The following is a 23230-nucleotide window of genomic DNA, read 5'->3' on the forward strand; positions in this document are numbered from 1 at the left end:
AGCAACGCCACAGTTTCTTTTCTCGGCCTCCGGCGAAAACGATCACGAAGTTTGCGCCAGCACAACGTTCGCGAGGGCGAAAGACCTATTGTTCTTGTCAACGAACACAAGATTGAAAGGACAAGACCATGTTCCGCGTTATCGCTACTTCACTGCTTGCTGCGTCGCTCTTCAGCGGCGTTGCATTTGCCGAAACCATCGAAGTCAAAATGCTCAACAAATCTGGTGAAGAGAAAATGGTATTCGAGCCCGACGCCGTTCGCGTCGCACCCGGCGATACGGTTAAATTCGTGGCGACCGACAAGGGCCACAATGCCATGACCGTAAAGGGTATGGCACCGGATGGTACCGAGGACTTCAAGGGCAAGATCAGCAAGGAAATCGAGGTCACCTTCGACAAGGAAGGTTACTACGGCGTCGAATGCCAGCCGCACTTTGCCATGGGGATGGTGATGACCGTTGCAGTGGGCAATGGAGCCGCACCTGACGATTTCCTCGCTGGCCGCATTCCGCCGAAGGCTAAGGAACGTTTCGAAGCGCAACTCCAGAAGCTGGCCGAGACCGCACCTGCAACAAACTGATTTCTCAAACCTCCGGAGCCAGATGGACTGACCCCGGTAATCGTGAACCATTGGAGGTTACAATGCGTAAGTTACTCAATACCGAAAACCTGAAGGTCAATCGCCGCAACCTGCTGAGGGGCGGGTTGCTGGCGGGCGCGGCAGCAGCAGCCGTTGGTTCTGCTGCAAAGGCGCAGCCCGTCATGCCAAAACTCAACCTGGTAAGACCACGCCAACTGCCCGTTCACCGGATTGCCGCTGAAGTCAGCGAAGGCAGCAAGGCGAAACCTGCGGACCTGACGGGCTACACCCGCGTAAAGCAGGAGCTCGTTCAACCGCCTTTTGCACCGGAGCATGAGCAGATTGCCACCGGTGGCCCGAAGATCATCGAGGTCACCATGGATATCGAAGAAAAGCTGATGGTGGTGGACGAAGACACCGGCGCCAGCATCTGGGCTCTGACCTATAATGGTTCGGTTCCCGGACCACTCATCATTGCCCACGAGGGCGACTATGTCGAACTCACGCTGCGCAATCCCGCGACCAATCTGATGGAGCACAATATCGACTTCCATGCGTCGACCGGTGCACTTGGCGGCGGTGGTCTCACTCACGTCTTCCCCGGCGAAGAAACGGTTCTGCGCTGGAAAGCCACCAAACCCGGCGTCTTCACCTATCACTGTGCACCCGGCGGGGCGATGATCCCCTACCACGTTGCCCATGGCATGAACGGCACAATGATGGTGCTGCCGCGCGACGGGCTGAAAGATGCCAAGGGCAATCCGCTGCACTATGACAGCATCGCCTATATCGGTGAGCAGGACTACTATCTGCCGCGCGACGAGAACGGGGACTTCAAGACCTATGATGCTGCCGGCGACGACTACAGCGACAGCGTGGATGCGATGCGGACGCTCGTTCCCACCCACGAGGTCTTCAATGGTGCCGTTGGCGCTTTGACCGGGGATCATGCGCTGAAGGCAAAAGTCGGACAAACAGTGCTGATGGTCCACAACCAGGCCAACCGCGACACCCGCCCGCACCTGATTGGTGGTCACGGCGATTTCGTGTGGGAAACCGGTTCATTCGGTGATGCACCGCAGACCGGTCTTGAAACCTGGCTCATTCGCGGTGGCAGTTCGGGCGCAGCGCTCTACACATTCAAACAGCCCGGTGTTTACGCCTATGTGAACCATAACCTCATTGAAGCCGCGCTTCTGGGAGCTACAGCCCATTTCGTGGTGGAAGGCGAATGGGACAACAACCTGATGGAACAGGTGGTTGCACCGCATCACATCGGCAGCTGAATGAGGAGATGACATCATGAATCCCGCCGCCGCCCGACTGGCTGATCACCGCGCAACCCGCCTTGGGCTTGCAGGTTTGCTGGCGGCGGCACTTGCCATCGGGGCCGCGTATGCCATGCGCGGCCCCGATATGCGTTATGTTCCGCAGATGGCTGAGCAACCGGTTGCCATGCCGGATGGCCGTCTGATCTACGTTCAGAAATATGAAGTAACGATTGCGGAATGGAATGCCTGTTTCGAGGATGGCGCATGCTCTGAAGCGTTGCGTCCCAAGCCCGGAAAAGAGCCTGAAGACACACCTGCAACCGGACTTAACTATCTGGATATCTTACAATACGTGCTCTGGATTGGTCAGAGGGCTCACCATCCCTTCCGGCTGCCTTCCATGGAGGAATGGGAATTCATGGCCAAGGATGTGCTGCCGAAGGAGCCGGACCCGATTTTCACATCCCCCGATCTCAGATGGGCCTCCACCTATATGACAGCCGGTCTTGCGCCGCGCACACTTAAAACCAAGGGAAGCTTCTCCATCAGCAAGGAAGGTGTCGCCGATCTTGACGGCAGCGTCTGGGAATGGACGGATGACTGCTACAGCGGCGAAGGCGAACAGCCGGTACCCCGCGAACGATGTCCCGCATTCTTCGCTGGCGGCGAACATATCGCAGCCATTCCCTACATCGAACGCGATCCCGCCCGCGGAGGCTGCGCGGTGGGCGCACCACCCGCGCATCTGGGTTTCAGATTGGTGACAGACGAGCCGGTTTTGCCAGTCACGCAGAAATAGCCCTTGCACGGCCTGGCAGCGCTTTTCTCAATGTCTTGAGTGCCAGCGCCACTCACAAAAGCAACAATTGCGCGGCTCTTGACATCACCCCGGTGCGGCTAACCTTTCTACATTGAATGCAGGTTGCTCTGCCGTTTGTTTGTTCGAATAAGGCAGATCGTAATAGGTCGCGTCGGGTGTCCAGCCATAGTCGCCACCGTAAAACGGATATGCACGCAACCCTTCTCCTCCCTGTGCCTGAAAAGGATCGATGAGCACTGCTGCTATCTTGTCGTTCTTGAAGACCAGGTCCGAGACGTAGCCGTAAGAATGATGCGGGCCTTGTGTCACGCGTGGCGCAGCCGAGTAGTTCTCTTTTGCCGACTTATCATCAGCGCCGTCCTCGGCGGGAACGTTGCTCATCACATAGGTACGGGCCATATCGCCAATGAACCTACCGGTCCGCCAGACATTGGGGCCGATTTCACTTTTTGTGATGTTCGTCTCCACATTGTCGGATACCGCCTCGCGCGAAAGAACCTGATTTGTATTATAATCGTCCACATTGTCTTCCGTGACGGGAATGACAACGCTGCGGTCCTGGCGAAATTGCACCTCGTCCCACGGCACGCTGACATGCGTATCACCGATATCCCAGAAGCCGCCGACCTCGGCCACCAGTGCCTCGATGCGTCCGTCACTGGCAATCAGCAGGGTCTCAACGGAGCCGATCTCCTGCCGGTCGCGACCGAACACGGGTTTGTCCAAAATCGCATCAAGGTTCCACCCGTCCTGATAAAGACTGTCGGGATCCCATTTGGACAATTCGATGATCGGCTGTTCGGCCTCCAGGGCGGAATAGTCGTTGTTTTGCGGTGCTGCCTGATCGGCGATCTGCTCAAATGGGCTCATGCCCATTCGTTCCACCGCGTCGAATATGTCGTTGTTGAACTGGTCATAGGACATTTGTCCGTCATTCATGCCCATCCAGCTATTGGCGAAATGCGCGTTGCGAATGGCTACCAGCAACTCGTCCTTTGAAAGGCGTCCGTTGCCGTTTTTGTCCGCAGCCGCGAAGTCCGGCGCCGGTGTGTCGAGCCATGCCTGCCAGTGCGCGTCGAGCACCTCCTTGTCCAGGCTTTTGCTGGGCCCTGTCCATGCCTGATGCAGACCGGCGGAGAACTCACCCAGGCCGATCAGATCGTCCCCATCTGCGTCCCAGCGTTCAAAAACGGCTTTGGTCAGGCGGCTAACCTCTGATGGATCAGGCTGAATCGGCTCGCCTTCACGGCGAATGACCTGGGCGTGGAGCGGCACCGCAGACAGTGCCAGTGTGATGGTGGTCAGGGTTTTCAGCATGAGTGCCTCCCTCCTTCCTATCTATCGATTGTTTCTGCAGTGACCTCGGCCCTCACGGCAATGTCGACGATGATCTCCGCGGTCTCGCGGGTCCCACCGGCGACGGTCGTGGTAGAAATCTCGGCCGCGATAATGACGATCCCAATAAGGGCCAATTGAGAATGTGGCGTTGGGGATACCAAGCGGGCGATAGACGCGCGGCCTGACCGGCACACGGCGGTTCTGGTAGGGGACCTGCAGATAATTCTGCGAGGTCCAACCACGTGTGCCGCGATAGGCGACATCACACCAGCTGCGCTGGCGCATACAGCCAAAAATCTGCACGCGTGCATTGTCTGGAATGACATCGAGAACCGGATAGTTCGTGCCCGGACCCGCCCGCATGTTCACGTCTGTTGTTGCATACGCACTGGCAGCCTCTGCAACTGCCGGCAGCAGCAGGCCTAGACCCAAGCCGAGCGTAAAGATGGTTTTCCTGTCCATTTTTGGAACCTCCTTCCGGCCATGGTCCCGAGTAAGTCTCGGAACCGTTGGATTGAAAGCACCCCAACAAAGCCCCTCCAGACTTGTTCCCGAAAGAGGTCTTTTGGCGACCAGCAAAGTTCAGAAATGGCTGCCAACGAGCGCAATCGCTGACTTACGGCCTTCCCCGTTGGCGTGCAGGTGGAGCGCGAAATGCGTGGCGGACTCCGCCAGAAGTGGACTTTGCGAGGCGCGACCATCAAGCCACTGATCGAGAAAACGGCGAATGTCGCTACGCATCGGCTCGGTACCGCACCCGCCGCAGGTTGCCTGCAACAGGTTTATGCTGCGCCAATCGCCTCGCCCCTCGGGCAAAGCGGCGTAGATATCCCTGCCATCGTTGAGCGAGCTGCCGTTTTCCTGAAGGTTCAAAGCCGCTTGCGCGAGATGATCGCTCGGCTGAAGGGGAGAAAGCCCCGCCTCCCGGCGTTTCTCATTGAGTACGGAAAGTGCAAAGTCGCTTTGTTCATCGCGGGAAAGGCTCTTCTCTCGTACTTGTTCTTCGCCGCCAGCGGAGGTGCCAGCGCCTGCGAATGTCTGCACAGCGTAAATCGTGCCGTCTGCGCCGGCGATGCCAAAGCCGAAACCGGACAGTCCTTCCTGCAAGATGTTGCGGCGGTGGCCGGGGCTTTGCATCCACCCTTCATGAAACTCTCGCACACGCCCGGCGTCGGACGGAACTGAGCAACCGCGGCATGTCGCGATATTCTCGGCCACCAGTTTCCATCGGCTGCCGCCCTGGTCCATAAACCGGTCTCGCACATCGTCGCCCTCGGGTGACGTGTGGCTGTAGTAGTTGCGTTGCAGCATGTCCTCGGCGTGGGATTGGGCGGCCGCATTGAGCGGCTCTGAGAGATGAAGCTCCGAACGATCCCTTGTGGTTCGGGCTTGATTGACCAGGGAAAGCGCTTGCTTGCGCAAGGCGCGCAGGTCCGTCTCATCCCGTGATTGGCCGTCTGCGTTCTCGGTGGTCAGCAGGACCGCCGCGCCGATCAAAGCCGATGCGATGAAAGCGCCGATGATAATGCGTCCGTTGATCCGTATCATTCCAACTCCGCTGACCCTGTATCAGGGTGATGGCATATGCACATAAAATGTCACCGCCCCGGTCGGATCGCGTGTCACGGCCCGCACGTCGTCGATGCTCACGCCTCTCTCGAGAAGCTTTTTTTCCCAGGCTTCATTTCGCACGATCGCCGAGCGAACTTCCGCAAAATTGTCTTCTGCATTTCCCAGCGTGTCCTGAAGGTCCTGCAGGCGGGCTCCTTCGAAATCCGCGAGTGTCACCACGCGCACGCTTGTTATCGCATCCTCCTGCAGAATTTCTTCCGCGCTCATGCTGTTTTGGGCAATGTCGGTAACAACCTGCCCGGCAGGCAATCTAATGGGCTCGTCGGCATGCGCGGGTTGATAAGAGGCGGCAGCCGCAACGAGGGTGATTGCGGCCAAGGTTTGTCGATTTTTGTGAACTGAGTTTTGCATAGGGGGCCAACCAGCAGGCGTTCGGTTTGTTCCAGGCCTCCTGTGGGGACCGGGCAGTTGGTGAAACGACCGCTCCCGCTCGCGGGGTTGAAGGGGAGGAGGCTTCGGGGAAGACGGGGCGGTCGTTTCGGGTGGCAGCGTTTATTCCGGCAGATCCCTGGCCATCTGGAGATGATCACGAAGTGTCGGAAGCGTTTCTGCCGCCCATTGCCTGAGCGCCTCGTCGTCGCCCCGGTTGCCGTATTGATCAAACAGTTCAACAGCCTTTTCATGCACGTTGACCTGCTGGTTGCGATACTGGGTTGCGAAAGCATCAGCGTCCAGCGATCGCAACTCATCGAGCATGTCCTGCTGCTTCTGAGACATGGCGGTGGGCAATTCCGCATCGATCGACCCGGATGTAACCAGGTCCTTCAGCTGCTTGGTTGTCTTTTGATGATCGTTCACCATCTGCTCGGCAAAGTCCTTTGTCGCGCCATCCGTGCGTCCGGCGGCCAGTTGACTGGACTGGATTTCGAACATGTCGCTGCGTGCAGCTTTTTCCACGAATTCTGCGGTGGCTGGTGCCATCTCGGTATCATTTGCTGCGTCTGACGATGACGATGCTGCCGTGGCTGCGCCGGACGGTGCGGTCTCCATTGTGGAGTTTGTGTCGCTCGACTGTGCGAATGCCGGCGCGGCAAGCATCAAGAGCACGGATGTCAAAGTGGTAAGTTTCATAACTGTCTCCTGTTTTGGAAGCCGTCCTAACCCGACTTTGCCGATAGTGTTCCCCAGGAAATTCGTCGTTTGCGCGAAAAGCGCCGATGCGTGGAACTATGACTTTGAGCCTTTGTGCGTGCGCTGCAGGCGCCGTGAATGAATGTTCACTGCTGCGGGAACATTGACCGCACAACACTGTTCGACGCGCATTCAGCCAACCCGAGAGAGAGGAGATGCATGATGGCGAATGCCGACAAAAAACACTTCAAACAGGGAAGCCAGGGCAAAGGCGATGGAAGCGGCGCGATGACGGAACTCGATGACGACATCCTGGATAAGGACAAGGTTCTTTCCAATCGCGACAAGGCCAGCCACTCCGAAGAACGCGGCCTCGACAGCAAGAACGTGCAGACCGAGGAATACAAGGACCACGCCGCAAACAGGCGATCAGATCGGTAATTCCCGGACATTTGCGAACCGATAAAGGACGCTGCGCCGTTCGCGCTGCAGCGTGGAAGGGAACAGACATATGAATGTGGGCTTCAATTCAGCAATCCTGATTGCTGGCGGAGTGGTTTTGGCGCTAAGTCTGGTCGCTGGCTACTTCAAGAACAAGCTCTGGATTGGCGAAAGCCTCATTTGCATCCTGCTCGGCACGTTTCTCGGGCCGCATGTGAGCGGACTTGTCGATCCCGACAAGCTGCCGGTAGACAAGTATTTCGCCCTTGAAGAGCTTGCCCGGCTGACACTTTGTATCGCGGTTATGGCAGCAGCACTGCGCATGCCGCGGCATTATTTGTCTAACGCCTACCTCTCCGTTGCCATGGCAATCGGCCCGTTGATGCTATGCACCTGGGCGGCCAGTGCGGCAGCCGCCTATTTCGTTCTTCAGCTGCCGCTTCTTCTTTCCCTGCTCATTGGCGCAGCACTCGCCCCCACCGATCCTGTGGTGGCGGGTGCTATCGTCAACGGCAAGGTTGCCAAAGAAAACGTGCCCGCCCGCATGCGCAACCTGCTGACGGCGGAAAGCGGCGCCAATGACGGGCTTGCCCTGCTTTTCGTCATGCTGCCCATTCTGTTGATTGGAGAAACGGCACGCGCCGCCTGGACTGAATGGCTGGTGCGCGTGCTGATCTGGGAAATCCTGGGCGGCGCAGCACTGGGGGTCCTTTTCGGCTGGGGTGCCGGGCGGCTCTTTAAATGGGCCAGACGGCAACCGGTTTCCGAACCGCAATCGATCATGACAATCGCGCTCGCCCTCTCCATCGTCGTTTTGGCAGCCACACGGCTGATGGGCAGCGACGGTATTCTGGCAACCTTTGCCGCGGGCGTGGCTTTCAGCCAGGTGGCGGGTCCTGAACTGCAAAAACAGGAGCACCTTCAGGAGGCGGTGGAACGCTTCTTTGATCTTCCGGTTTTTGTGCTGATCGGCATCATGCTGCCATGGGACGCATGGGTGTCCTTCGGCTGGCAAGGGCCAGCATTCTCCATAGCCGTTCTGCTGCTGAGAAGGCCACTGTTCTGGATTATCGCCCGGCGCGCGATCCCGAAAGTGGCTTCATTGAATGAAGCCGCCTTCCTCGGATGGTTCGGCCCCGTGGGGGTTTCGACGATCTATTACCTCACCTTCTCGAAGGAAGACGCAGGTACATCCATCCTGTGGGAAGCCGGTTCCATGGTCGCTTTCGTGTCTGTACTGATTTATGGCGTTTCGGCCACACCGCTGGCACGTTCATTTCGCGCTGGCAGAAAGGACTTCCATCAAGAGCGTTTGGATTGACGCCGATGTTTGGCAAGCAGGGCAGCTGTCTGGCCAAGCCTTGCCGGATCAACCATTCCCCGGGCATAAAGCCTGACCACGGTTTCTTCGAGCACCCCGTCATCCTGGAAGGGTTGTCCTTCCTGTTCGCTGCGGGCAATGCGGATCGCTTCACGCATGATCGCGATATCCTGCGGCGTAAACGTTCCATATATATTTAAAATCTGGTCTTTCACCGCCCGTCCTTCCCTTGTCTCGGATGGAAGGCTTTGGCGCGACCAAACACTGACGTTTTTTGTCAGCAAAGAGGCTTTCATTAGATTTTCTATCATTGAAAATTGACGGAAATCTGAATTAATTTGAGGATAACAATAACACAACGCTTGGTTGGCGTCTACGAACGCATGCCGCCATTCCTCGTATGTACAGTTTCGTACCTTCGTCGCGGGCTAATACAGATTTAAAGGTAGAACTGGCCAACCGGAGGTTCCGGCTGGCCAGATTTGCTTGTTGCGCATCTCTTGTTTTTCGCGTGATCTTACCGGTCAGCTTTCGTCGTTTAGCCGGTCCTGATTGAGGGGCTCCACGGTTGCGGCCTCGTCGCCCGTGTAAGGCAGGTCATAATACTGGCTGCCCGGCGTCCAACCATATTCATAACCGTAATATGGGTAAGCGAAGCGGCCTCGCACACCATAACCCGGTGCAACCTCGACAACGGCTGCAGCGATCTTGCCCTCATCAAAAAGCAGGTCCTGAACATAGCCGAAGTCCCGGTAATTTGCAGATTGGCTGTTCATTGTCGTGTCGCTTCCGGCAGAGGTTTGATCACCAACCTGGTCTGTGCCTGCGTGAACACGCGCACGGTCGCCAATCAGTTCGGATGCACGCCATGCGCGAAGACCGATGTCGCGATCATCGAGATTGGACACGATCCCACCGGATAGCTGCTGTTTCGAAGGCGTGTTGATGATGCTGAAGTCATCCGCGTTCTCTTCGGTCACCGGAACCGTCAGCGAACCGTCATCGCGGAAGCTGACTTGATTCCACGGGATGCTGACATGGGTATCGCCGATATCCCAGAAGCCGCCGACTTCGGCGACCAGAGCCAGTAGTGTACCATCGGACCCCACGATCAGGTCCTCGACGTCGCCGATCTCTTCGCCGCCGGGGCTATAGACATTGCGATCGAACAGGGCTTCCGCGCTCCAGGTCGAACCGTAGAGGCTGTCGGTATCCCAGTCACGTAAGGAAATGACGTTTCCAACACGCACCTCGCTGGGGTCTGCCTGGCTGTTTTGAGATGCAGTTTGCGTGTCGGCCGGAACGATCACTTCGACGATTGTGAGAAGCCCTTCGGTCTCCTGCTGATCCAGGGTGCCATCGCGGTTGCGGTCATTGACAGACTGCATGCCTGCTCTGAACTCTTCCGGCGTGAGATAGCTGTCTTCTGCTCCCTGCCAATTGTCCTGCAGGTTGGCTTCGTTGACGGCAGTGTTGAGCTCGTCCTGCGACAACTGGCCATCGTCGTTTTCGTCGATCTCGGAAAAATCAGGCTTTTCGGCGGTGAACCAGTTGTTCCAGTTCTCGTCGAAAGCGGCCTGGTCGATCTGATCATTGTCGCCGCTCCATGCGTCATGAAGTCCGCTGACAAACTCCTGATTTTCGAGGCGCTGATCGTTGTTTGTATCCCAACGGGAGAATACGGCATTCTCAGCACGGTCGACCTCCTGCTGGTTATTGGATTTTGCCGTATTGTCAGCAGTGTTTTGCTGCGCGGCAACGGCTGGCGAGGCCATCAAAATGACAGCAAGCGCTGTTTCTAGCTTTCGCATAGCGTTCTCCTTCTTTTGGGATGCACGAAATCTGGACATGTGGATACGCACATCCTCATGAGTGGATGGGTTTGCGCCGTGGCGGCAAATGTTCGTGTCAGCCGCACCGAAAGGCGCTGTCCGAATGCCCTTTATCCGGCGCATGTAAGCGCCAGCTGAGAGACATCTGCCCGCCTAACGATAAAACCGCGGCGACGTTCCAGGATCACGTCGAAAAACCGGCATTTGTGCAGCGACACCATGGCCACGGCGTGTGTTCAGGCGCAGTTATTCTTTTTTTGCCGGCATCTGTGGCGAACCAGCATATTGGTCGGTTGCACCGGCCATCTCCAGCATGAGACCTTCCATGGAAATGGAATTGTCTCCATAAGGGTAGAAGTCCGACATATCGCCCTCTTCCCATTTCTTGCGCAGTTCGGGCCTTGTAATATCCCAATCCTGATAGGTCTTTTGTGCGAGATCGCGAAGATCGGCGTGCAGCTCGGCCATTGATGGGCGACCCCAATAGTAATAACCGTTATAGACCTTGTGGATTTCGAGGTCGCGCCCGAGAACGATGGTGTGCGGGATCATCACGTCGTGAGAGGTATCGGTATATTCCTTGATATCCAGATCCTTCTGGACCATGCGCTCTTCATCATAAAGAAACGGCCATTGCGCATCCGTTTGCTGACGATAATTGTTGGTCACGTGCCAGTCATCTGTGGTGATGGTGACAAGCTGGGTATAGCCGACCACGCATTGCTGATGAAACCGCACAAGTTCCAGCATATGCGCCCGGTCCTTCGGGCAGAAGAAACCGCGTGTGAGTACGACGATCATCAATTGGTCGCCTTGCAACCAGGAAAGTCGACGGGCCGTTTTGGTATGGTCTGGGAGTACGTAGTCCGGAAACTTCGCACCCGGTTTTATGTCCGGTTTCATGGGATCGCTCCGTTGTTTGTGCTGGGATCTTTTCGCCCGACCTAACCGGGGATCGCACGCCATGTTCCAATTGCCCACAAACCGTAAGCTTCCCGCCGTTCAAACCGTCCGAAAAAGATAATCCGGTGCAACCAGGAGAAAGAAGATAAAGAGCCAGAGGATGGCAACGACAGCGGACAGTCGCACAAGGCCTTTCTCGCCCCTCAAGTCCATAAAGTACCAGAAGACAAGGCCCGCCTTGATGGATGCGATGGACAGCCCGGCGGCAAGAGAGGGAATTCCGGTTAAGAAAAAGCTCGCAACCACGGTTGCAACAAGAAGCGCAGAAAGCGCGACCCAAACTGAAAAGAGAACGCCTGTTTTCATGTCGGCCTCACCGCGCCAGATAGAGAAGGGGATAGAGAAAAATCCAGATGATATCGACGAGATGCCAATAGGCTGCTGTCGTTTCCACCACCACGGAGCGTTGCGGAAGCGCTGAACGGCGCGTGTAGATCCGGCCCGCAACCACCAGAAGGGCAATGACGCCAATTGTCAGATGGACGGCGTGCAGCGATGTTGAAACCAGATAGAGATTGAGAAAAAGCCTGCCCGGCGCACTGTTGATTTTCTCCATCCCTCCCGCAACGGGCAGCCTGCCCTCCTGAAATTCGCTCCAATACTCAAAGCCCTTCAGACCCAGGAACAGAAGACCGAGAAAGGCAGCCGAAACGAGCAGCGCAAGAACGGCCTTGCGACGCGCATGGCGCGACATGTGCACGGCTGCAGCGACCAGGAAACTCGAGGTCAGGAGGAGCATCGTGTTGATGGCACCCAGGTAATAGTGCAGCTCCTTTGAATACTCGACCACCTCCTGCGAATGCGCTTGGCGAATGACGGCGATCGCCATGAAAATCCCGCCAAAAAGCATGATCTCGCTTGCCAGAAAGATATGCATTCCCATGATCCCGGCCTCATGCTGCTGGGCGCGATCAACATAGGGGGTCTGAACTTTCGGCAGTTCACGCATGCTTGGCCTCCTTCCTGACAGGGTAGTTGTAAGGCGGCCCGTCTACGGTCGGAATCTCATCGAAATTGTGCTTTGGCGGGGGCGACGGAATGGTCCATTCAAGCCCCGTGACGTTCCACGGATTGTTTCCCGCCGGCTGGCCATATCGAAGCGAGTAGTAGAGATAGACGGCGGGCATCAGGTAGGCGATGCCGAGAATGCTGGCGCCGATGGACGACATGTCGTGCAGCACCTGAAACTGCTCGGGATAGACATGATAGCGTCTCGGCATGCCCTCGTATCCCAGGATGAACTGCGGGAAGAAGGTGAAGTTGAAACCGATGAAAATAAACATCGCGCTCAACCGGCCCCAGACGACCGAATAGAGCCGGCCGACAATCTTCGGCCACCAGAAATGCAGCGCGCCGAAATAGGCCGATACCGTTCCGCCCACCATGATGTAATGAAAATGCGCGACGACAAAATAGGTGTCGTGCAAGTGGACGTCGATGGCCAGCATGGCAACGGCCAGTCCGGTCAGTCCGCCGACGACAAAAAGTCCGATAAAGCCCATGGCAAACAGAAAGGGCGGATCGAGCGATATATCGCCTTTGTAAAGTGTTGCGGTCCAATTGTAGATTTTGATGCCCGATGGCACGGCGACCACGAGGCTGAGAAACGAAAACACCGCACTCGCATAGATCGACTGGCCGGAAACGAACATGTGGTGTCCCCAGACCAGAAAGCCGATAACGGCAATGGCGATGGAGGACCCGGCCACGAACTTGTAGCCGAAGACGGGCTTGCGGGCCGCGGCAGCCACCAGCTCTGACACAACGCCGAGCGCCGGCAGCACCATGATATAGACAGCAGGATGGCTGTAGAACCAGAAGAGATGCTGGAACAGGAGCGGATCGCCGCCGAGCTCCGGATTGAAAATGCCAAGTCCGAAAAGCCGCTCGGCAGCAATGAGCGCAAGCGTGACGGAAAGCACCGGCGTTGCCAGAACAAGAATGACTGACGTGGCATAGTGCGACCAAATAAAGAGCGGCAACCGGCCCCAGGTCATACCCGGCGCGCGAAGCTTGTGGATCGTCACGATGAAATTCAGTCCGGTCAGGATGGATGAAAACCCGACAATGAAAACAGCGGTCGCGACCAGAACGACATTGCCATTGGCATACATGGATGAAAGCGGCGTGTAGAAGGTCCAGCCGGTATCGACGCCGCCCAGAATGAGCACGAAAAGCGTGAATATCCCTCCCAGAATGAAGATGTACCAGCTGAGAAGGTTCAGTCTCGGAAAGGCGAGATCACGCGCGCCGATCATCAACGGGATGAGGAAATTGCCGAATGTATTCGGGATTGAAGGAATGAGGAAGAACCACACCATGATGACCCCGTGAAGGGTAAAGGCGCGGTTATAGCCTTCGTTGGTCATAAGATCGGCTGAGGGTGTCAGAAGATCAGCACGCACAAAAGCCGCCGCGATGCCTCCAATGAAAAAGAAGAACGTGATCGACATCATGTAGAGCAGCGCGACGCGCTTGTGATCGGTCGTGAAGAGCCAGGATCTGAGCGTATGCCCGGCGCGAAGATAACTGACGCGCTCGGTCTTCGTTTCGGAAAGGCCGGGATCGTCGAGATTGTCCGGATTGGGCCGCTCGTCGTGATTGGTGACGCTGCTCATGGCAAATTCTCCTCACTGGCCTTTGCCAGGGATTTCACATAGGCGACGAGTTTCAACACATCCTCCTCGCTCAAGATGTTCTCGAAGGTGGGCATGATGTGTGGATAACCGGCTGCGATCTGCGATTGCGGCAGGAGGATACTGTCGCGGATATATTGATCGTCAGCCGTGACAACGTCGCCGTTTTCCAGCGGCACAGGCCGACCGTACAAGCCCGCAAGGCTCGGCGCGTGAACCTTGGCATCCGGCGAATGACAGCCGCTGCAACCGCTCGACACAAAGAGCTTCTCGCCTTCGGCTGCCAGCGACCCGTCACTGCCGTTTTCGGCAAGCCAGCGGGAATAGTCTGCAGGGCGCAAGGCGATGAACTTGCCTGTCATTGCCGAATGGTCCGTGCCGCAGAATTCGGCGCATGCCAGCCAGTAGGTGCCAGGCTTTTCTGCGTTGAACCAAAGCTCGGTATAACGGCCCGGCACCGCATCCTGTTTGATCCTGAGGGCTGGAATGTAAAGACTGTGAATGACATCCTGGGATGCCAGGACGACCTTTACGTCCTTGCCCACAGGCACATGCAGTTCATTGATTTCGCGCTGGCCGCCCGCGTGCTGGAACTTCCACATCCACTGCTTGCCAACGGCCTTGATTTCCAGCGCATCCGAAGGCGGACTGGCGTGGACGATGAAAAGGGATGTAGCCCAGCCGTAGAAAAACAGGATGAGCAGAAACGGAACCACGGCCCATGACACTTCGACCCACATATTGCGGTTGATCGGCTCTGTCCGGTCGGCATTCTTTCCGCGGCGATATTTGGTGGCGAATACCACCATCAAAATAAAAACGGGTGCCGACAGGATGACAACCAACGCCATGAAAAACAGCGCCAGCAAATCGACATTCGATGCATAGGCGGAGGCCGCATCGGGCCAGGCGGAGGCAAAATCGTTCATGCCTTGCTCCCCTTTGTTTTCCTGCGCTCCCGCATCAGCGCGAAGCCAATGAGGCTGCCGGCACCCACGACGAAAAGACCGCCGCTGACCTTGAGCGCAATCTGGACGATTGAGCCGTATTGGCCGGTGACCGGATCATAATGGTAACAAAGCAGGAGAAGCTGGTCCGTCCAGTTGCCGATTTCTCCTCGCCCGGCTTCCGTCAGCGCAAGCTTCAGGTCGTTGGGTTGCGGCGATAATCCGTAAAGCCAGCGCGAAAGCGTGCCGTCGGATGTCAGCACTGCCGTGGCGGCAACATGGGCATATTGTTCGATCGTCTCATCATAGCCATAGCGATAACCGAGTGCATCCATCGCCTCGAAAACGGGCTTCTGATCGCCGGTCAGGGCATGAATGCCCTCGAATGACATGTCCGGGAAGCGCTTGCGCAATGCGTCGAGGTCGTCTCTTGCCGCTGCCGGCCCCTCGTCCGGGTCGATGCCGAAGGCGACCAGCACAAAGTCTTCGCCCGGCTTGAACGCCTGCGCTTCGATCGCGCTCATCAGACCACCGAGCGTGACACCGCAGATGTTGAGGCAATGGTGGAGGACGGGAACGAGAACGATGGGCTTGCCGCCGCCAAGCTGGCCAAGGGTTACCGGCTCTCCGCCCGCATCTGTGAAGACGCGGTCCATGGGAACGTGCGCATTCTCCTTCTGGTCGATCCCGGCCTTGTCGAAAGGATTGAAATTTGCCACCGCCGGTGTGGCGGCAAGAAACAGGCAGATCAGGATGTGGCTGATACGCATCATGTCCCTCCTTCTTCCTTTGCCTGGCGCGGCCACCCCTCCCGAGCGATCAGCTCCATGGCCCGCTCAATGGGAATATGAACCCGCCCGGCGGCTTCGTCGGCCCAACCAAGGCCCTCAAGCCTTGCCGCATTCCTTCTGCGCAAGGCAGCCCCCTCTTTGCCTGGTCTGACCTGCAGATGCGGAAACGCGGCTGACTGCCATGAAGGCGCGTCAAGCATTGCCGGCGTGGGTTTCCACCCGCCCAACAAAGCAACAATTCCAGCGACGACGCCGAACGAAACGAGGATCCCGGCAATGAGCCCTGCTCCAACCAGAAGGACAGAACGCGTGCTTGCGTCACGGGCTTCATAATCGGGTCCTGATGTTTCTTTTCCTGCTTCAGGCACCATGACTCGCTCCCGAGGTGTTCGAAGCAAAACCACCATTTTGCAAGCGAGCCCTTGCTGCAAAAGCCACTATTAGGCTCAGGCCGCCGAGCCCGACAAAGCTCAAGGTCGCCACCAGCACAGAGGACCCGTTTTCATGTCCGGGCAGCACGATCCAGAGCGTCTCCAGCCACTTTCCAATGAGGACACTGACGGCGAAACCGGCGAGCCAATAACGCCCGCGACGAAGCGGCGCAAAAAGCAGGAGAAAGGCCGGAATGAAGTGAAGCATAGCAATCACCCAGATCAGGATGTTCCACACGCCCTCCGCACGAATGAGGTACCAGGCAACCTCGTTGGGAAGATCGGTGGACCAGATGATGAAAAACTGCATGAAAGCGAAATAGATCCACAACAACAGCGCGCAGAGCAAAAGCCCGCCATGCAGGCCATAGGCCGTGTCGGACAGAGGCCGGAACATGCGCAGTAAAATGAGCCCGCAAAGCGCGATCGTCGCCTGAATTGACAGGACATAAAGGCCGAAGCCGGAGGAGTGAAAATCGTGCGTCAGCGACATCAGCCAGTCGGAATAGACCACCATGCCGCCCACCGAGAGCAGTATCAGCCCCAGTACGGCAACGGGCGTTGACCAGTGTGGCCGCCACAACAACGCAATCGAAATGAGTGTTGCCGCAGCAAAGAAGCAAACCGTGCGCAGAACGAAAAAGGAGGTGGAGAAATAAATCCTTGCGCTTCGCCCACTCCCCTCCTGCGCCCACGGATAGATATCCACGGTCGAAAGAACCACCGGCAGGAACAAGATCAACGCCAGGGGAAAGAGAAACAGAAGCGGCTCGATTCCATCGGCATATTCATGGGTCCATCGCCCCGGAATGAGTTGCATCATCAGAATGAGGAGCAAGCCACCAATGGGAAAACTGCTCCAGAAAAAGATGGCAGTAAGCCAGCCGTAAAGGCCGCCGGGCATCATGAAGGCTGCAAGGAGCGCAAGCAGGGTCAGCACGACGGCTGCAATGACAATACCGAGGTGACGGCGTCTCATGATCCCCCCTTTGCTAGTTTTTGCCGTTCTGCGGCTGTAAGCGCATCGAGGGTTGCGCTTTGGCTGCGCTGAAGGGCCAGAATATAGGCGGCAATCGCCCAGCGGTCGGCAGGCGCAACGCGATCCGCATAGGAGTACATCACCCCATGGCCGTCGGTGATGACGGAGACAAAGTAGGCCGGACCTGCAAGGCGAAGCCGGGCGCTGTGAAAACTAGGCGGCTTTGGAAAGCCGCGCGCCGGCACTGTTCCATTGCCGTAGCCGGAAGCGTCGTGGCATGGCCTGCAGTAAATCTCGAAACGCTCCCTGCCCCGTTCGAGCAGGGCAGACGTCATCGGCGGGCGGTTCAGCAACGCTTCCGCATCAGCCCGCGCGTTTCTGGAGACGGTGCCGGGCGGAGCCGATTGCAGTGATTTTCCGTCTCTGAAGAGCGGGCTCTCTTCATAGGAATCGTAGCGTGGCTGTTGGTTCATTTCATCACAGGCCGACAATGCCAGTAGCGCGAAAAGCATGGTGAGGTAGCGGCGCATCATTCCGGCTCCTCCGCGTGCTGCACGGCTTCAGCCCGCAAGGGCTGCAAACTTTCCAGAAATTGGAGCGTCTGTTCCGGGTGAAACTTCTCATCATTTGCAAAGATGATCAGGAAGAACTTTTCCGAACTGGCAAGCTGGAAATCCTCCACATCGAAAACCGGATGGTGAAGCCGCGGGAGATGATTGAGCACCAGCATGCCGATGATTGAAAAGAGGACGGCGAAAAGCACCAACAGTTCGAACGTGATCAACATGAAAGCCGGGAACGCAATCAGCGGTCGCCCGCCAATATTGAGCGGATAATCGAGATTGGTGTAAATCTGCAGCCCCAAGCCGATAGCCGCGCCAAAGATTCCACCAAAGAGGGTGAGCCAGGGTACACGCATGTCACTATGGCCGAGGGCTTCAGCCAAACCGCTGATCGGGAAGGGCGAATAGGCGTCCATGGACACATAGCCCTCCTTGCGGGTGGTTTCAGCCGCCTCGACAAGCCGGGATGGCCGGTCAAACTCGGCTATGAAGCCGAACATGGCCTCCTTGTTAGGTGCCGGTTCGCGTTCGCGAGAAGCTTCAGCCACGTGCAGCCTCCTTTTCCTTCGACAGAACCTCATTGACCTCGAATGCGGAGATCATTGGCAGGAAGCGGACGAAGAGCAGAAAAGGCACCAGGAAAACGCCGATCATGCCGGCATAGAGCGACCATTCCCAGAAGCTGGCGTGATATTCACCCCAGGAGGAAACGAGATAGTCGCGGTAAAGGGAGCTTACGAGCAGCATGTAACGCTCGAACCACATGCCGACGACGACCGACAGGCTGATGAGAAAAAGAAGAATGGGATTGCGGCGAATGGCGGCGAACCAAAGCAGTTGGAGCGGCACAAAATTGGCAATCACCGCACCCCAGTAGCTCCAGGCATAGGCACCCGAAAACCGGTCCATCATGGTTGCCATTTCCTGCTGCTCGCCGGAGTAAAAGACGTCATAGACCTCTGCAACATAGCCATATGCCGTCATGAAGCCGGTCGCCAGCAGGAATTTGGCCAGCAGGTCCAGATGGCGTTCCGTGACCAAATCCTTGAGACCGAAAGCATGCCGCAAAGGCACGGCAAGCATTGCAACCACCGCAAAGCCTGAAAAAGCGGCCCCCAGCACAAAATAGGGTGGAAAAACCGTGGAGGCCCAACCCGGAATGGGTCCGGCGGCAAAGAGAAGCGAGATTTCCGAATGAACGGAAACGACGAGTGGCACGGCAATTGCAGCTACCAGCCGGTAACTCTGACGCCAACGCGCCCAATGGTGCGCAGACCCGCGCCAACCCAGGGCAAAAAGCCCGTAAAAGACCTGATACCGACGCTTTTTTGCCCGGTCGCGGACGGCGGCCAGATCCGGCACAATGCCGATGTACCAAAAGAGCACTGAGACGGTCAGATAGGTCAAAACGGCAAAGAAGTCCCATGTGAGCGGGCTCTTGAATTGCGGCCATATCGCCATTGAATTCGGATAGGGGGCCATCCAGTAAAAGAGCCACGGCCTGCCCAGATGCAGGATGGGATAAAGGCCGGCGCAGATGACGGCAAACAGCGTCATCGCTTCGGCAAAGCGGTTCAGCGAATTGCGCCAATGTGCATTCACGAGAAGCAGGAGCGCCGATATCAGAGTACCGGCATGGCCGATGCCCAAGAACCAGACATAGTTGGAAATCGCCAGCCCCCAATTGACGGGGATATTATTACCCCAGACCCCGACGCCGTAGCGGAAGAGAACACCTGCCGAGATGAAAAAGAGCAGGAGAAGGCAAAGGGAAAAACCAAAGCAGATCCACCAGGCCCGCACATTCGGAAACGCGACCGGAATGCCGGTGATTTCGCCCGAAATGCCGCTATACGTTCGATCGGTGCTTGGGGTGGCTTCACTCATCCCTGCACCTCCTCCGTCTCGTCGCCTTGACCCTGGCGAGATAGGTGGTGCGGGGACGCGTATTGACCTCTTTCAGAAGCGTGTAATGTCTGGGTTCCGCCTTGTGTTTGCTCACCTCGGTATCGGGATCGACGACATCGCCGAAGGCAATGGCCTGTGTCGGACAGGCCTGCTGACATGCGGTGCGAACCTCTCCGTCGCGGATGTCCCTGCCTTCCTTCTTGGCCTCGATCCGGGCTTCACTGATGCGCTGAACGCAATAGCTGCATTTTTCCATGACGCCCCGGTCACGCACCGTAACCTCGGGGTTTCGCATCGCCTGAATCTCTTCGGCATCACTGCCCGTATAATCGAACCAGTTGAACCGGCGCACTTTGTAAGGGCAGAATGACGAGCAGGTGCGCGTGCCGATGCAGCGGTTATAAACCTGCATATTGAGCCCATCGGACGTGTGCACGGTGGCATTGACCGGACAACCCATTTCACAGGGCGCGTCTTCACAATGCATGCAGGGTACGGGCTGAAAATGCGATTGCGGATCAAGATCGTCACCGGCAAAATAATGATCAACGCGCAGCCAGTGCATTTCACGACCTTCGGCAACGAGCTCCTTGCCAACCACAGGTACGTTGTTCTCGGCCATACAGGCGACGACGCAGGCATTGCAGCCGATGCAGGCGTCAAGATCGATGGACATGCCCCAGGACGGACTGTCCCATTGCTGCCTCGGATAAAAGCTCGGCAGCTCTTCGGCAGGCTCCTCCTCCAATGGTGGATTGCCACGCTCGAAGGTGCGAACGAACGCGTACTCGCCCATGTCCTGATTGGGCTGGGTTGTTGCGAGTTCTTCATGCTCGCTGGTCGCCGACAGGTTGACGTGTCTTGGCGCGCCTGACCCCTTCGGTGAAAGCATGGAATAAGCATCATAGCCCAGCCCATCGGCAAGACGTTCACCGCCTGAACGGCCATATCCAAGGGTCAGGCCGATCGTATTGTCGGCTTGTCCCGGCATGATCCAGGCTGGACCCGCGATACCACCGTCTTCCCCCTCTACCCAAACGACGTCGCCGTTCGAAATCTGGCGCTCCAGGGCGAAGGCGGGGCTGATCGTCACCACATTGCCCCAGGTGATTTTGGTGATCGGCTTGGGCAGTTCCTGCAGCCAGCCGATGTCGGAAAAGCGCCCGTCCCAGATGGCGGGATCGGGCCTGATGGAAAGACGCAGTTTGTCTTCATCTGAGCTTTCACCCGCGTTCCAAACCTCTCGTTCGAAGAGCTTCGGGCGAATGGGATCTGCGGCACTTGCCTCCATATAGCCGGCGATGAGCGTATCTTTCCACCGCTGCTCAAAGTCCCCGCCCCATTGATTGCGCCAGGTTTCTTCCACAATCTGCCGGCCATCCATGGGCGAACCCGCAATCGTGGAGAGCACGGCATGAAGCGAGCGAACGTCATAATAGGGCTGAACGAGCGGCTGGATGATCGAAACCGTACCGTCGGTGGCACGGGCATCGCTCCAGGTCTCAAGCTCATGTTGAAGCGGGGTGTGCCAGGTTGAGAGTTGCGCGGTCTCATCGAAATGCAGTCCGCCATGGAGAATGAAGTCGACATTTTTCACCGCCTCGGTAAATTCCCGCGCGTTGGGGGACGCATAAGCTGGATTGCAGTTGAAGATCAGCAGGTGGGACACGCGGTCCTGTTCCATGTCCTCCAGCAGTTCGCCAAACGAACCAGTCGAGGGATCGCGTTCAGACAAACCGATCGGCTCGGAATAATGCAGAACCGTGCCGGAAGAACCCAGCCTCTCATTTGCCAGCATCGCCAGGGCTTGGACTTCGGCAGAGTGGTGACTGCCTGCCGTGATGAGTGTGCGCAACGGGTTCGTCCGCGCTGAAGCAATCGCAAGGTCCAGCCATTGCGCTTCCTGCTGCGTCAGCGCCGCCTGTGTTTCGGCGACGTTAATCCCCAGCGCTTTTGTAAATCTAGCCAGAAGAAGCCCAATGCGGCTTTCCGAAACCAGGAGGCGGTTTTGCGCGCGTGAGCCGGTGAGTGTCGGGATGGGTTCTGCAACAAACAGTGTGCTCGCACCCTCGCCTGCGCGAAACCCGCGGCGACGCTCAGCCCATTTGCGCGCGTTGGCCGCCTGGTGCGGGCCGGGACCAAGCAGATCATCATTGAAACTGATAATGGTTTCCGCCGCATCAAGGTGAAGATGCTGATCGAGTTCCCGGTCGAAGGCCATCGAAGCCGCGCCCCTGCGGCTTTCGCCATCGGCCACTTCGAGGCGGTGGACGCGCATGCGGGGCCATCGCTTTTTGAGAAGCGCCAGCTGCCTCAGAGCGGTCGGCGAAGTGATATGGCCGGTGAGAAGGCGCAAGCCTTCACCACTTGCATCGTCCAGTTCTGCGAGCCGGCTGACCCAGGCCCTCTCGAAATTCCCCCAGCTTGTTTCACGGTTGTTCTGTTTCGGGGTTTGCGAGCGCGCAGGATCATAAAGCCCATAAAGCGCGGCCTGCATGAACGGGTCCGTTGCACCCGCAGTCAAGGGATGATCGGGATTGCCTTCGAGCTTTACCGGTCTGCCGGCATATGTTTTCCCGACGACCGGCTGAGCGTAACCGGCAAATGTCACCGCAGTCGAATAATAGGCTGCTTCATAAGGGCCTTCTGAATCCGGTGATTTGACATAAGGCAGCGCCTTTTCATCGGGGTTGGAGGAGCATCCGGCAGCGCCCGAGACGGCAACCGAGGCCGCAAATGCCTTCAGGAAAGAACGGCGGCTGATATCGAGCGCGCCCGGCCTGCCGGTGTTTTCTTCCCGGCTGAAGAGGCGGGAAAGCTCTGGAAGTGATGCAAGTTCATCGAGCTTCACCCAGAAGTCACGGCCGCTTTGTCCGGACATCCGGCTTCTGATCAGCTCCATTGCCTTTTCCATGGTGCTTCCTCTCCGTTAGCGGTGGCAAATGCTGCAGTCATCCAGCTTCGAAGGCTGAATGCCGTAGGCCTTGACCATCAACCTGCCGTAGTCTTCGTGCTCGCTTGAATTCTGTTTCCAGCTGCTCCAGTCCATGCGTGTCACTTGATCCGGCGGGCGCAAATTGGGTGCGGGATCGCGATGGCAATCGAGACAGAACTGCATCTGAAAGGCCTTGGCCCGTTTCATCAGTGGCATCTTGTCCACCCGCCCGTGACATTCCACGCAGGCAACACCCCGCTGGATATGGATAGAGTGGTTGAAATAGACATAGTCCGGCACCCGTGCGACCCGCTGCCATTCCAACGGGTTGCCTTCGGCGAGACTCTGGCGCACCGGTGCCAGCATTGGCGCGCTTGTCCATAGTTGCGAGTGGCAGGTCATGCAGATATGCGTCGGCGGCAGACCGGCGCTTGCGTCTTCCTCCACTGACGTATGGCAGTAGCGGCAATCGATACCCAGCCCGCCGACATGGTGTTCATGGCTGAAAGGCACCGGCTGATGGCGCACCCAATCCCTGAGCGTGGCATAGGCGGAATCCTGATATTTGAGGAAGGCCAGCGCAGCGATCAGCATGAGCGCCAGAAGGGCAAGAACCGCACGAAGACGCGTGTCTGCCGAGGCCGTAAATATCTGAGGCACATCCCTCCCCTTTGCCCGAAAGTGCTCTTTCTCGTGTGGGTGTGAACTAAAACGCACACGCGCAAAGGCACCCCCTGCGCACACCCGAAATTCGGCTTCCAACAAGCGTG

The 23230-nt window shown here is 57.3% G+C and carries 25 protein-coding genes; 5 read left to right on the forward strand and 20 right to left on the reverse strand.

What is annotated here, in order from left to right; all coding sequences use genetic code 11:
* Positions 1-128: 128 nt before the first annotated feature.
* From NHF56_RS16205 to NHF56_RS16215, 3 genes are all read left to right on the forward strand, one after another.
* Positions 129-581, forward strand: a complete 453-nt coding sequence (locus tag NHF56_RS16205) for a pseudoazurin (RefSeq protein WP_252806434.1) — start codon at positions 129-131, stop codon at positions 579-581.
* 62 nt (positions 582-643) lie between these two features.
* Complete coding sequence (gene nirK / locus NHF56_RS16210; protein WP_252806436.1) at positions 644-1867, forward strand: copper-containing nitrite reductase; 1224 nt, start codon at positions 644-646, stop codon at positions 1865-1867.
* Positions 1868-1883: 16 nt separating this feature from the next.
* A complete protein-coding gene (locus NHF56_RS16215; protein WP_252806438.1) occupies positions 1884-2651 on the forward strand; it encodes an SUMF1/EgtB/PvdO family nonheme iron enzyme in 768 nt (255 codons plus the stop codon).
* A gap of 84 nt (positions 2652-2735) precedes the next feature.
* Here the strand turns inward: NHF56_RS16215 and NHF56_RS16220 are convergent, their stop codons facing one another.
* From NHF56_RS16220 to NHF56_RS16240, 5 genes are all read right to left on the reverse strand, one after another.
* Positions 2736-3989 (reverse strand): PRC-barrel domain-containing protein, encoded by a 1254-nt coding sequence (locus tag NHF56_RS16220; protein WP_252806441.1) that lies wholly within the window; start codon positions 3987-3989, stop codon positions 2736-2738.
* A 21-nt stretch (positions 3990-4010) separates the two neighbouring features.
* Positions 4011-4472 (reverse strand): SH3 domain-containing protein, encoded by a 462-nt coding sequence (locus tag NHF56_RS16225; protein ID WP_252806443.1) that lies wholly within the window; start codon positions 4470-4472, stop codon positions 4011-4013.
* 120 nt (positions 4473-4592) lie between these two features.
* Positions 4593-5558, reverse strand: coding sequence for a CAP domain-containing protein (locus NHF56_RS16230; protein ID WP_252806445.1), 966 nt, complete (start codon positions 5556-5558; stop codon positions 4593-4595).
* 21 nt (positions 5559-5579) lie between these two features.
* Entirely contained in the window at positions 5580-5960 is a 381-nt protein-coding gene (locus NHF56_RS16235; RefSeq protein ID WP_252806447.1) for a hypothetical protein, read from the reverse strand.
* Between the two features lie 174 nt (positions 5961-6134).
* Positions 6135-6713, reverse strand: coding sequence for a DUF4142 domain-containing protein (locus tag NHF56_RS16240; protein WP_252806449.1), 579 nt, complete (start codon positions 6711-6713; stop codon positions 6135-6137).
* A 222-nt stretch (positions 6714-6935) separates the two neighbouring features.
* On the opposite strand from NHF56_RS16240, the gene NHF56_RS16245 reads away from it, so the two are divergent.
* Together NHF56_RS16245 and NHF56_RS16250 are read left to right on the forward strand one after the other, a co-directional pair.
* Positions 6936-7154, forward strand: coding sequence for a hypothetical protein (locus tag NHF56_RS16245; RefSeq protein WP_252806451.1), 219 nt, complete (start codon positions 6936-6938; stop codon positions 7152-7154).
* 70 nt (positions 7155-7224) lie between these two features.
* On the forward strand, positions 7225-8475 hold the full coding sequence (locus NHF56_RS16250; protein WP_252806453.1) for a cation:proton antiporter: 1251 nt from the start codon (positions 7225-7227) through the stop codon (positions 8473-8475).
* On the opposite strand, the gene NHF56_RS16255 is transcribed toward NHF56_RS16250, so the two are convergent.
* The 15 genes from NHF56_RS16255 to NHF56_RS16325 form a co-directional block, all read right to left on the reverse strand.
* On the reverse strand, positions 8457-8633 hold the full coding sequence (locus NHF56_RS16255; RefSeq protein WP_252806455.1) for a hypothetical protein: 177 nt from the start codon (positions 8631-8633) through the stop codon (positions 8457-8459). The two genes, NHF56_RS16250 and NHF56_RS16255, sit on opposite strands and share 19 nt — an antisense overlap.
* A 366-nt stretch (positions 8634-8999) precedes the next feature.
* Positions 9000-10286, reverse strand: a complete 1287-nt coding sequence (locus tag NHF56_RS16260; RefSeq protein WP_252806457.1) for a PRC-barrel domain-containing protein — start codon at positions 10284-10286, stop codon at positions 9000-9002.
* 267 nt (positions 10287-10553) lie between these two features.
* A complete protein-coding gene (locus NHF56_RS16265; protein ID WP_252806460.1) occupies positions 10554-11210 on the reverse strand; it encodes a redoxin domain-containing protein in 657 nt (218 codons plus the stop codon).
* 99 nt (positions 11211-11309) lie between these two features.
* A complete protein-coding gene (locus NHF56_RS16270; protein ID WP_252806462.1) occupies positions 11310-11576 on the reverse strand; it encodes a cytochrome C oxidase subunit IV family protein in 267 nt (88 codons plus the stop codon).
* A gap of 7 nt (positions 11577-11583) precedes the next feature.
* Complete coding sequence (locus tag NHF56_RS16275) at positions 11584-12219, reverse strand: cytochrome c oxidase subunit 3 (protein WP_252806464.1); 636 nt, start codon at positions 12217-12219, stop codon at positions 11584-11586.
* Positions 12212-13888, reverse strand: a complete 1677-nt coding sequence (locus tag NHF56_RS16280; RefSeq protein WP_252806466.1) for a cbb3-type cytochrome c oxidase subunit I — start codon at positions 13886-13888, stop codon at positions 12212-12214. Before NHF56_RS16280 ends, NHF56_RS16275 begins: the two co-directional genes overlap by 8 nt.
* Entirely contained in the window at positions 13885-14835 is a 951-nt protein-coding gene (gene coxB / locus NHF56_RS16285; RefSeq protein ID WP_252806468.1) for a cytochrome c oxidase subunit II, read from the reverse strand. Before coxB ends, NHF56_RS16280 begins: the two co-directional genes overlap by 4 nt.
* Positions 14832-15626, reverse strand: coding sequence for an SCO family protein (locus NHF56_RS16290; RefSeq protein WP_252806470.1), 795 nt, complete (start codon positions 15624-15626; stop codon positions 14832-14834). The genes coxB and NHF56_RS16290 overlap by 4 nt, the downstream gene beginning before the upstream one ends.
* Positions 15623-16015, reverse strand: a complete 393-nt coding sequence (locus NHF56_RS16295) for a hypothetical protein (RefSeq protein WP_252806472.1) — start codon at positions 16013-16015, stop codon at positions 15623-15625. Before NHF56_RS16295 ends, NHF56_RS16290 begins: the two co-directional genes overlap by 4 nt.
* Positions 16005-17054 (reverse strand): hypothetical protein, encoded by a 1050-nt coding sequence (locus NHF56_RS16300; protein WP_252806474.1) that lies wholly within the window; start codon positions 17052-17054, stop codon positions 16005-16007. The genes NHF56_RS16295 and NHF56_RS16300 overlap by 11 nt, the downstream gene beginning before the upstream one ends.
* Complete coding sequence (locus NHF56_RS16305; RefSeq protein ID WP_252806772.1) at positions 17051-17584, reverse strand: cytochrome c; 534 nt, start codon at positions 17582-17584, stop codon at positions 17051-17053. Before NHF56_RS16305 ends, NHF56_RS16300 begins: the two co-directional genes overlap by 4 nt.
* Complete coding sequence (locus NHF56_RS16310; protein WP_252806476.1) at positions 17584-18165, reverse strand: quinol:electron acceptor oxidoreductase subunit ActD; 582 nt, start codon at positions 18163-18165, stop codon at positions 17584-17586. Before NHF56_RS16310 ends, NHF56_RS16305 begins: the two co-directional genes overlap by 1 nt.
* On the reverse strand, positions 18158-19504 hold the full coding sequence (nrfD, locus tag NHF56_RS16315) for an NrfD/PsrC family molybdoenzyme membrane anchor subunit (protein WP_252806478.1): 1347 nt from the start codon (positions 19502-19504) through the stop codon (positions 18158-18160). The genes NHF56_RS16310 and nrfD overlap by 8 nt, the downstream gene beginning before the upstream one ends.
* A complete protein-coding gene (locus tag NHF56_RS16320; RefSeq protein ID WP_252806480.1) occupies positions 19497-22439 on the reverse strand; it encodes a 4Fe-4S dicluster domain-containing protein in 2943 nt (980 codons plus the stop codon). The genes nrfD and NHF56_RS16320 overlap by 8 nt, the downstream gene beginning before the upstream one ends.
* A 15-nt stretch (positions 22440-22454) precedes the next feature.
* Entirely contained in the window at positions 22455-23120 is a 666-nt protein-coding gene (locus NHF56_RS16325) for a cytochrome c family protein (protein ID WP_252806482.1), read from the reverse strand.
* Positions 23121-23230 lie beyond the last annotated feature (110 nt).

This window comes from Rhizobium sp. L1K21, from assembly GCF_024055895.1.
Classification (GTDB): Bacteria; Pseudomonadota; Alphaproteobacteria; order Rhizobiales; family Rhizobiaceae; genus Ensifer_A.

Excerpts from the sequence above, each read along its gene's own strand:
- NHF56_RS16205 (WP_252806434.1), top strand. The coding sequence starts at position 129 with ATGTTCCGCGTTATCGCTACTTCACTGCTTGCTGCGTCGCTCTTCAGC.
- nirK (WP_252806436.1), top strand. The coding sequence starts at position 644 with ATGCGTAAGTTACTCAATACCGAAAACCTGAAGGTCAATCGCCGCAAC.
- NHF56_RS16215 (WP_252806438.1), top strand. The coding sequence starts at position 1,884 with ATGAATCCCGCCGCCGCCCGACTGGCTGATCACCGCGCAACCCGCCTT.
- NHF56_RS16220 (WP_252806441.1), bottom strand. The coding sequence starts at position 3,989 with ATGCTGAAAACCCTGACCACCATCACACTGGCACTGTCTGCGGTGCCG.
- NHF56_RS16225 (WP_252806443.1), bottom strand. The coding sequence starts at position 4,472 with ATGGACAGGAAAACCATCTTTACGCTCGGCTTGGGTCTAGGCCTGCTG.
- NHF56_RS16230 (WP_252806445.1), bottom strand. The coding sequence starts at position 5,558 with ATGATACGGATCAACGGACGCATTATCATCGGCGCTTTCATCGCATCG.
- NHF56_RS16240 (WP_252806449.1), bottom strand. The coding sequence starts at position 6,713 with ATGAAACTTACCACTTTGACATCCGTGCTCTTGATGCTTGCCGCGCCG.
- NHF56_RS16245 (WP_252806451.1), top strand. The coding sequence starts at position 6,936 with ATGGCGAATGCCGACAAAAAACACTTCAAACAGGGAAGCCAGGGCAAA.
- NHF56_RS16250 (WP_252806453.1), top strand. The coding sequence starts at position 7,225 with ATGAATGTGGGCTTCAATTCAGCAATCCTGATTGCTGGCGGAGTGGTT.
- NHF56_RS16255 (WP_252806455.1), bottom strand. The coding sequence starts at position 8,633 with ATGCGTGAAGCGATCCGCATTGCCCGCAGCGAACAGGAAGGACAACCC.
- NHF56_RS16260 (WP_252806457.1), bottom strand. The coding sequence starts at position 10,286 with ATGCGAAAGCTAGAAACAGCGCTTGCTGTCATTTTGATGGCCTCGCCA.
- NHF56_RS16265 (WP_252806460.1), bottom strand. The coding sequence starts at position 11,210 with ATGAAACCGGACATAAAACCGGGTGCGAAGTTTCCGGACTACGTACTC.
- NHF56_RS16270 (WP_252806462.1), bottom strand. The coding sequence starts at position 11,576 with ATGAAAACAGGCGTTCTCTTTTCAGTTTGGGTCGCGCTTTCTGCGCTT.
- NHF56_RS16275 (WP_252806464.1), bottom strand. The coding sequence starts at position 12,219 with ATGCGTGAACTGCCGAAAGTTCAGACCCCCTATGTTGATCGCGCCCAG.
- NHF56_RS16280 (WP_252806466.1), bottom strand. The coding sequence starts at position 13,888 with ATGAGCAGCGTCACCAATCACGACGAGCGGCCCAATCCGGACAATCTC.
- coxB (WP_252806468.1), bottom strand. The coding sequence starts at position 14,835 with ATGAACGATTTTGCCTCCGCCTGGCCCGATGCGGCCTCCGCCTATGCA.
- NHF56_RS16290 (WP_252806470.1), bottom strand. The coding sequence starts at position 15,626 with ATGATGCGTATCAGCCACATCCTGATCTGCCTGTTTCTTGCCGCCACA.
- NHF56_RS16295 (WP_252806472.1), bottom strand. The coding sequence starts at position 16,015 with ATGGTGCCTGAAGCAGGAAAAGAAACATCAGGACCCGATTATGAAGCC.
- NHF56_RS16300 (WP_252806474.1), bottom strand. The coding sequence starts at position 17,054 with ATGAGACGCCGTCACCTCGGTATTGTCATTGCAGCCGTCGTGCTGACC.
- NHF56_RS16305 (WP_252806772.1), bottom strand. The coding sequence starts at position 17,584 with ATGCGCCGCTACCTCACCATGCTTTTCGCGCTACTGGCATTGTCGGCC.
- nrfD (WP_252806478.1), bottom strand. The coding sequence starts at position 19,504 with ATGAGTGAAGCCACCCCAAGCACCGATCGAACGTATAGCGGCATTTCG.
- NHF56_RS16320 (WP_252806480.1), bottom strand. The coding sequence starts at position 22,439 with ATGGAAAAGGCAATGGAGCTGATCAGAAGCCGGATGTCCGGACAAAGC.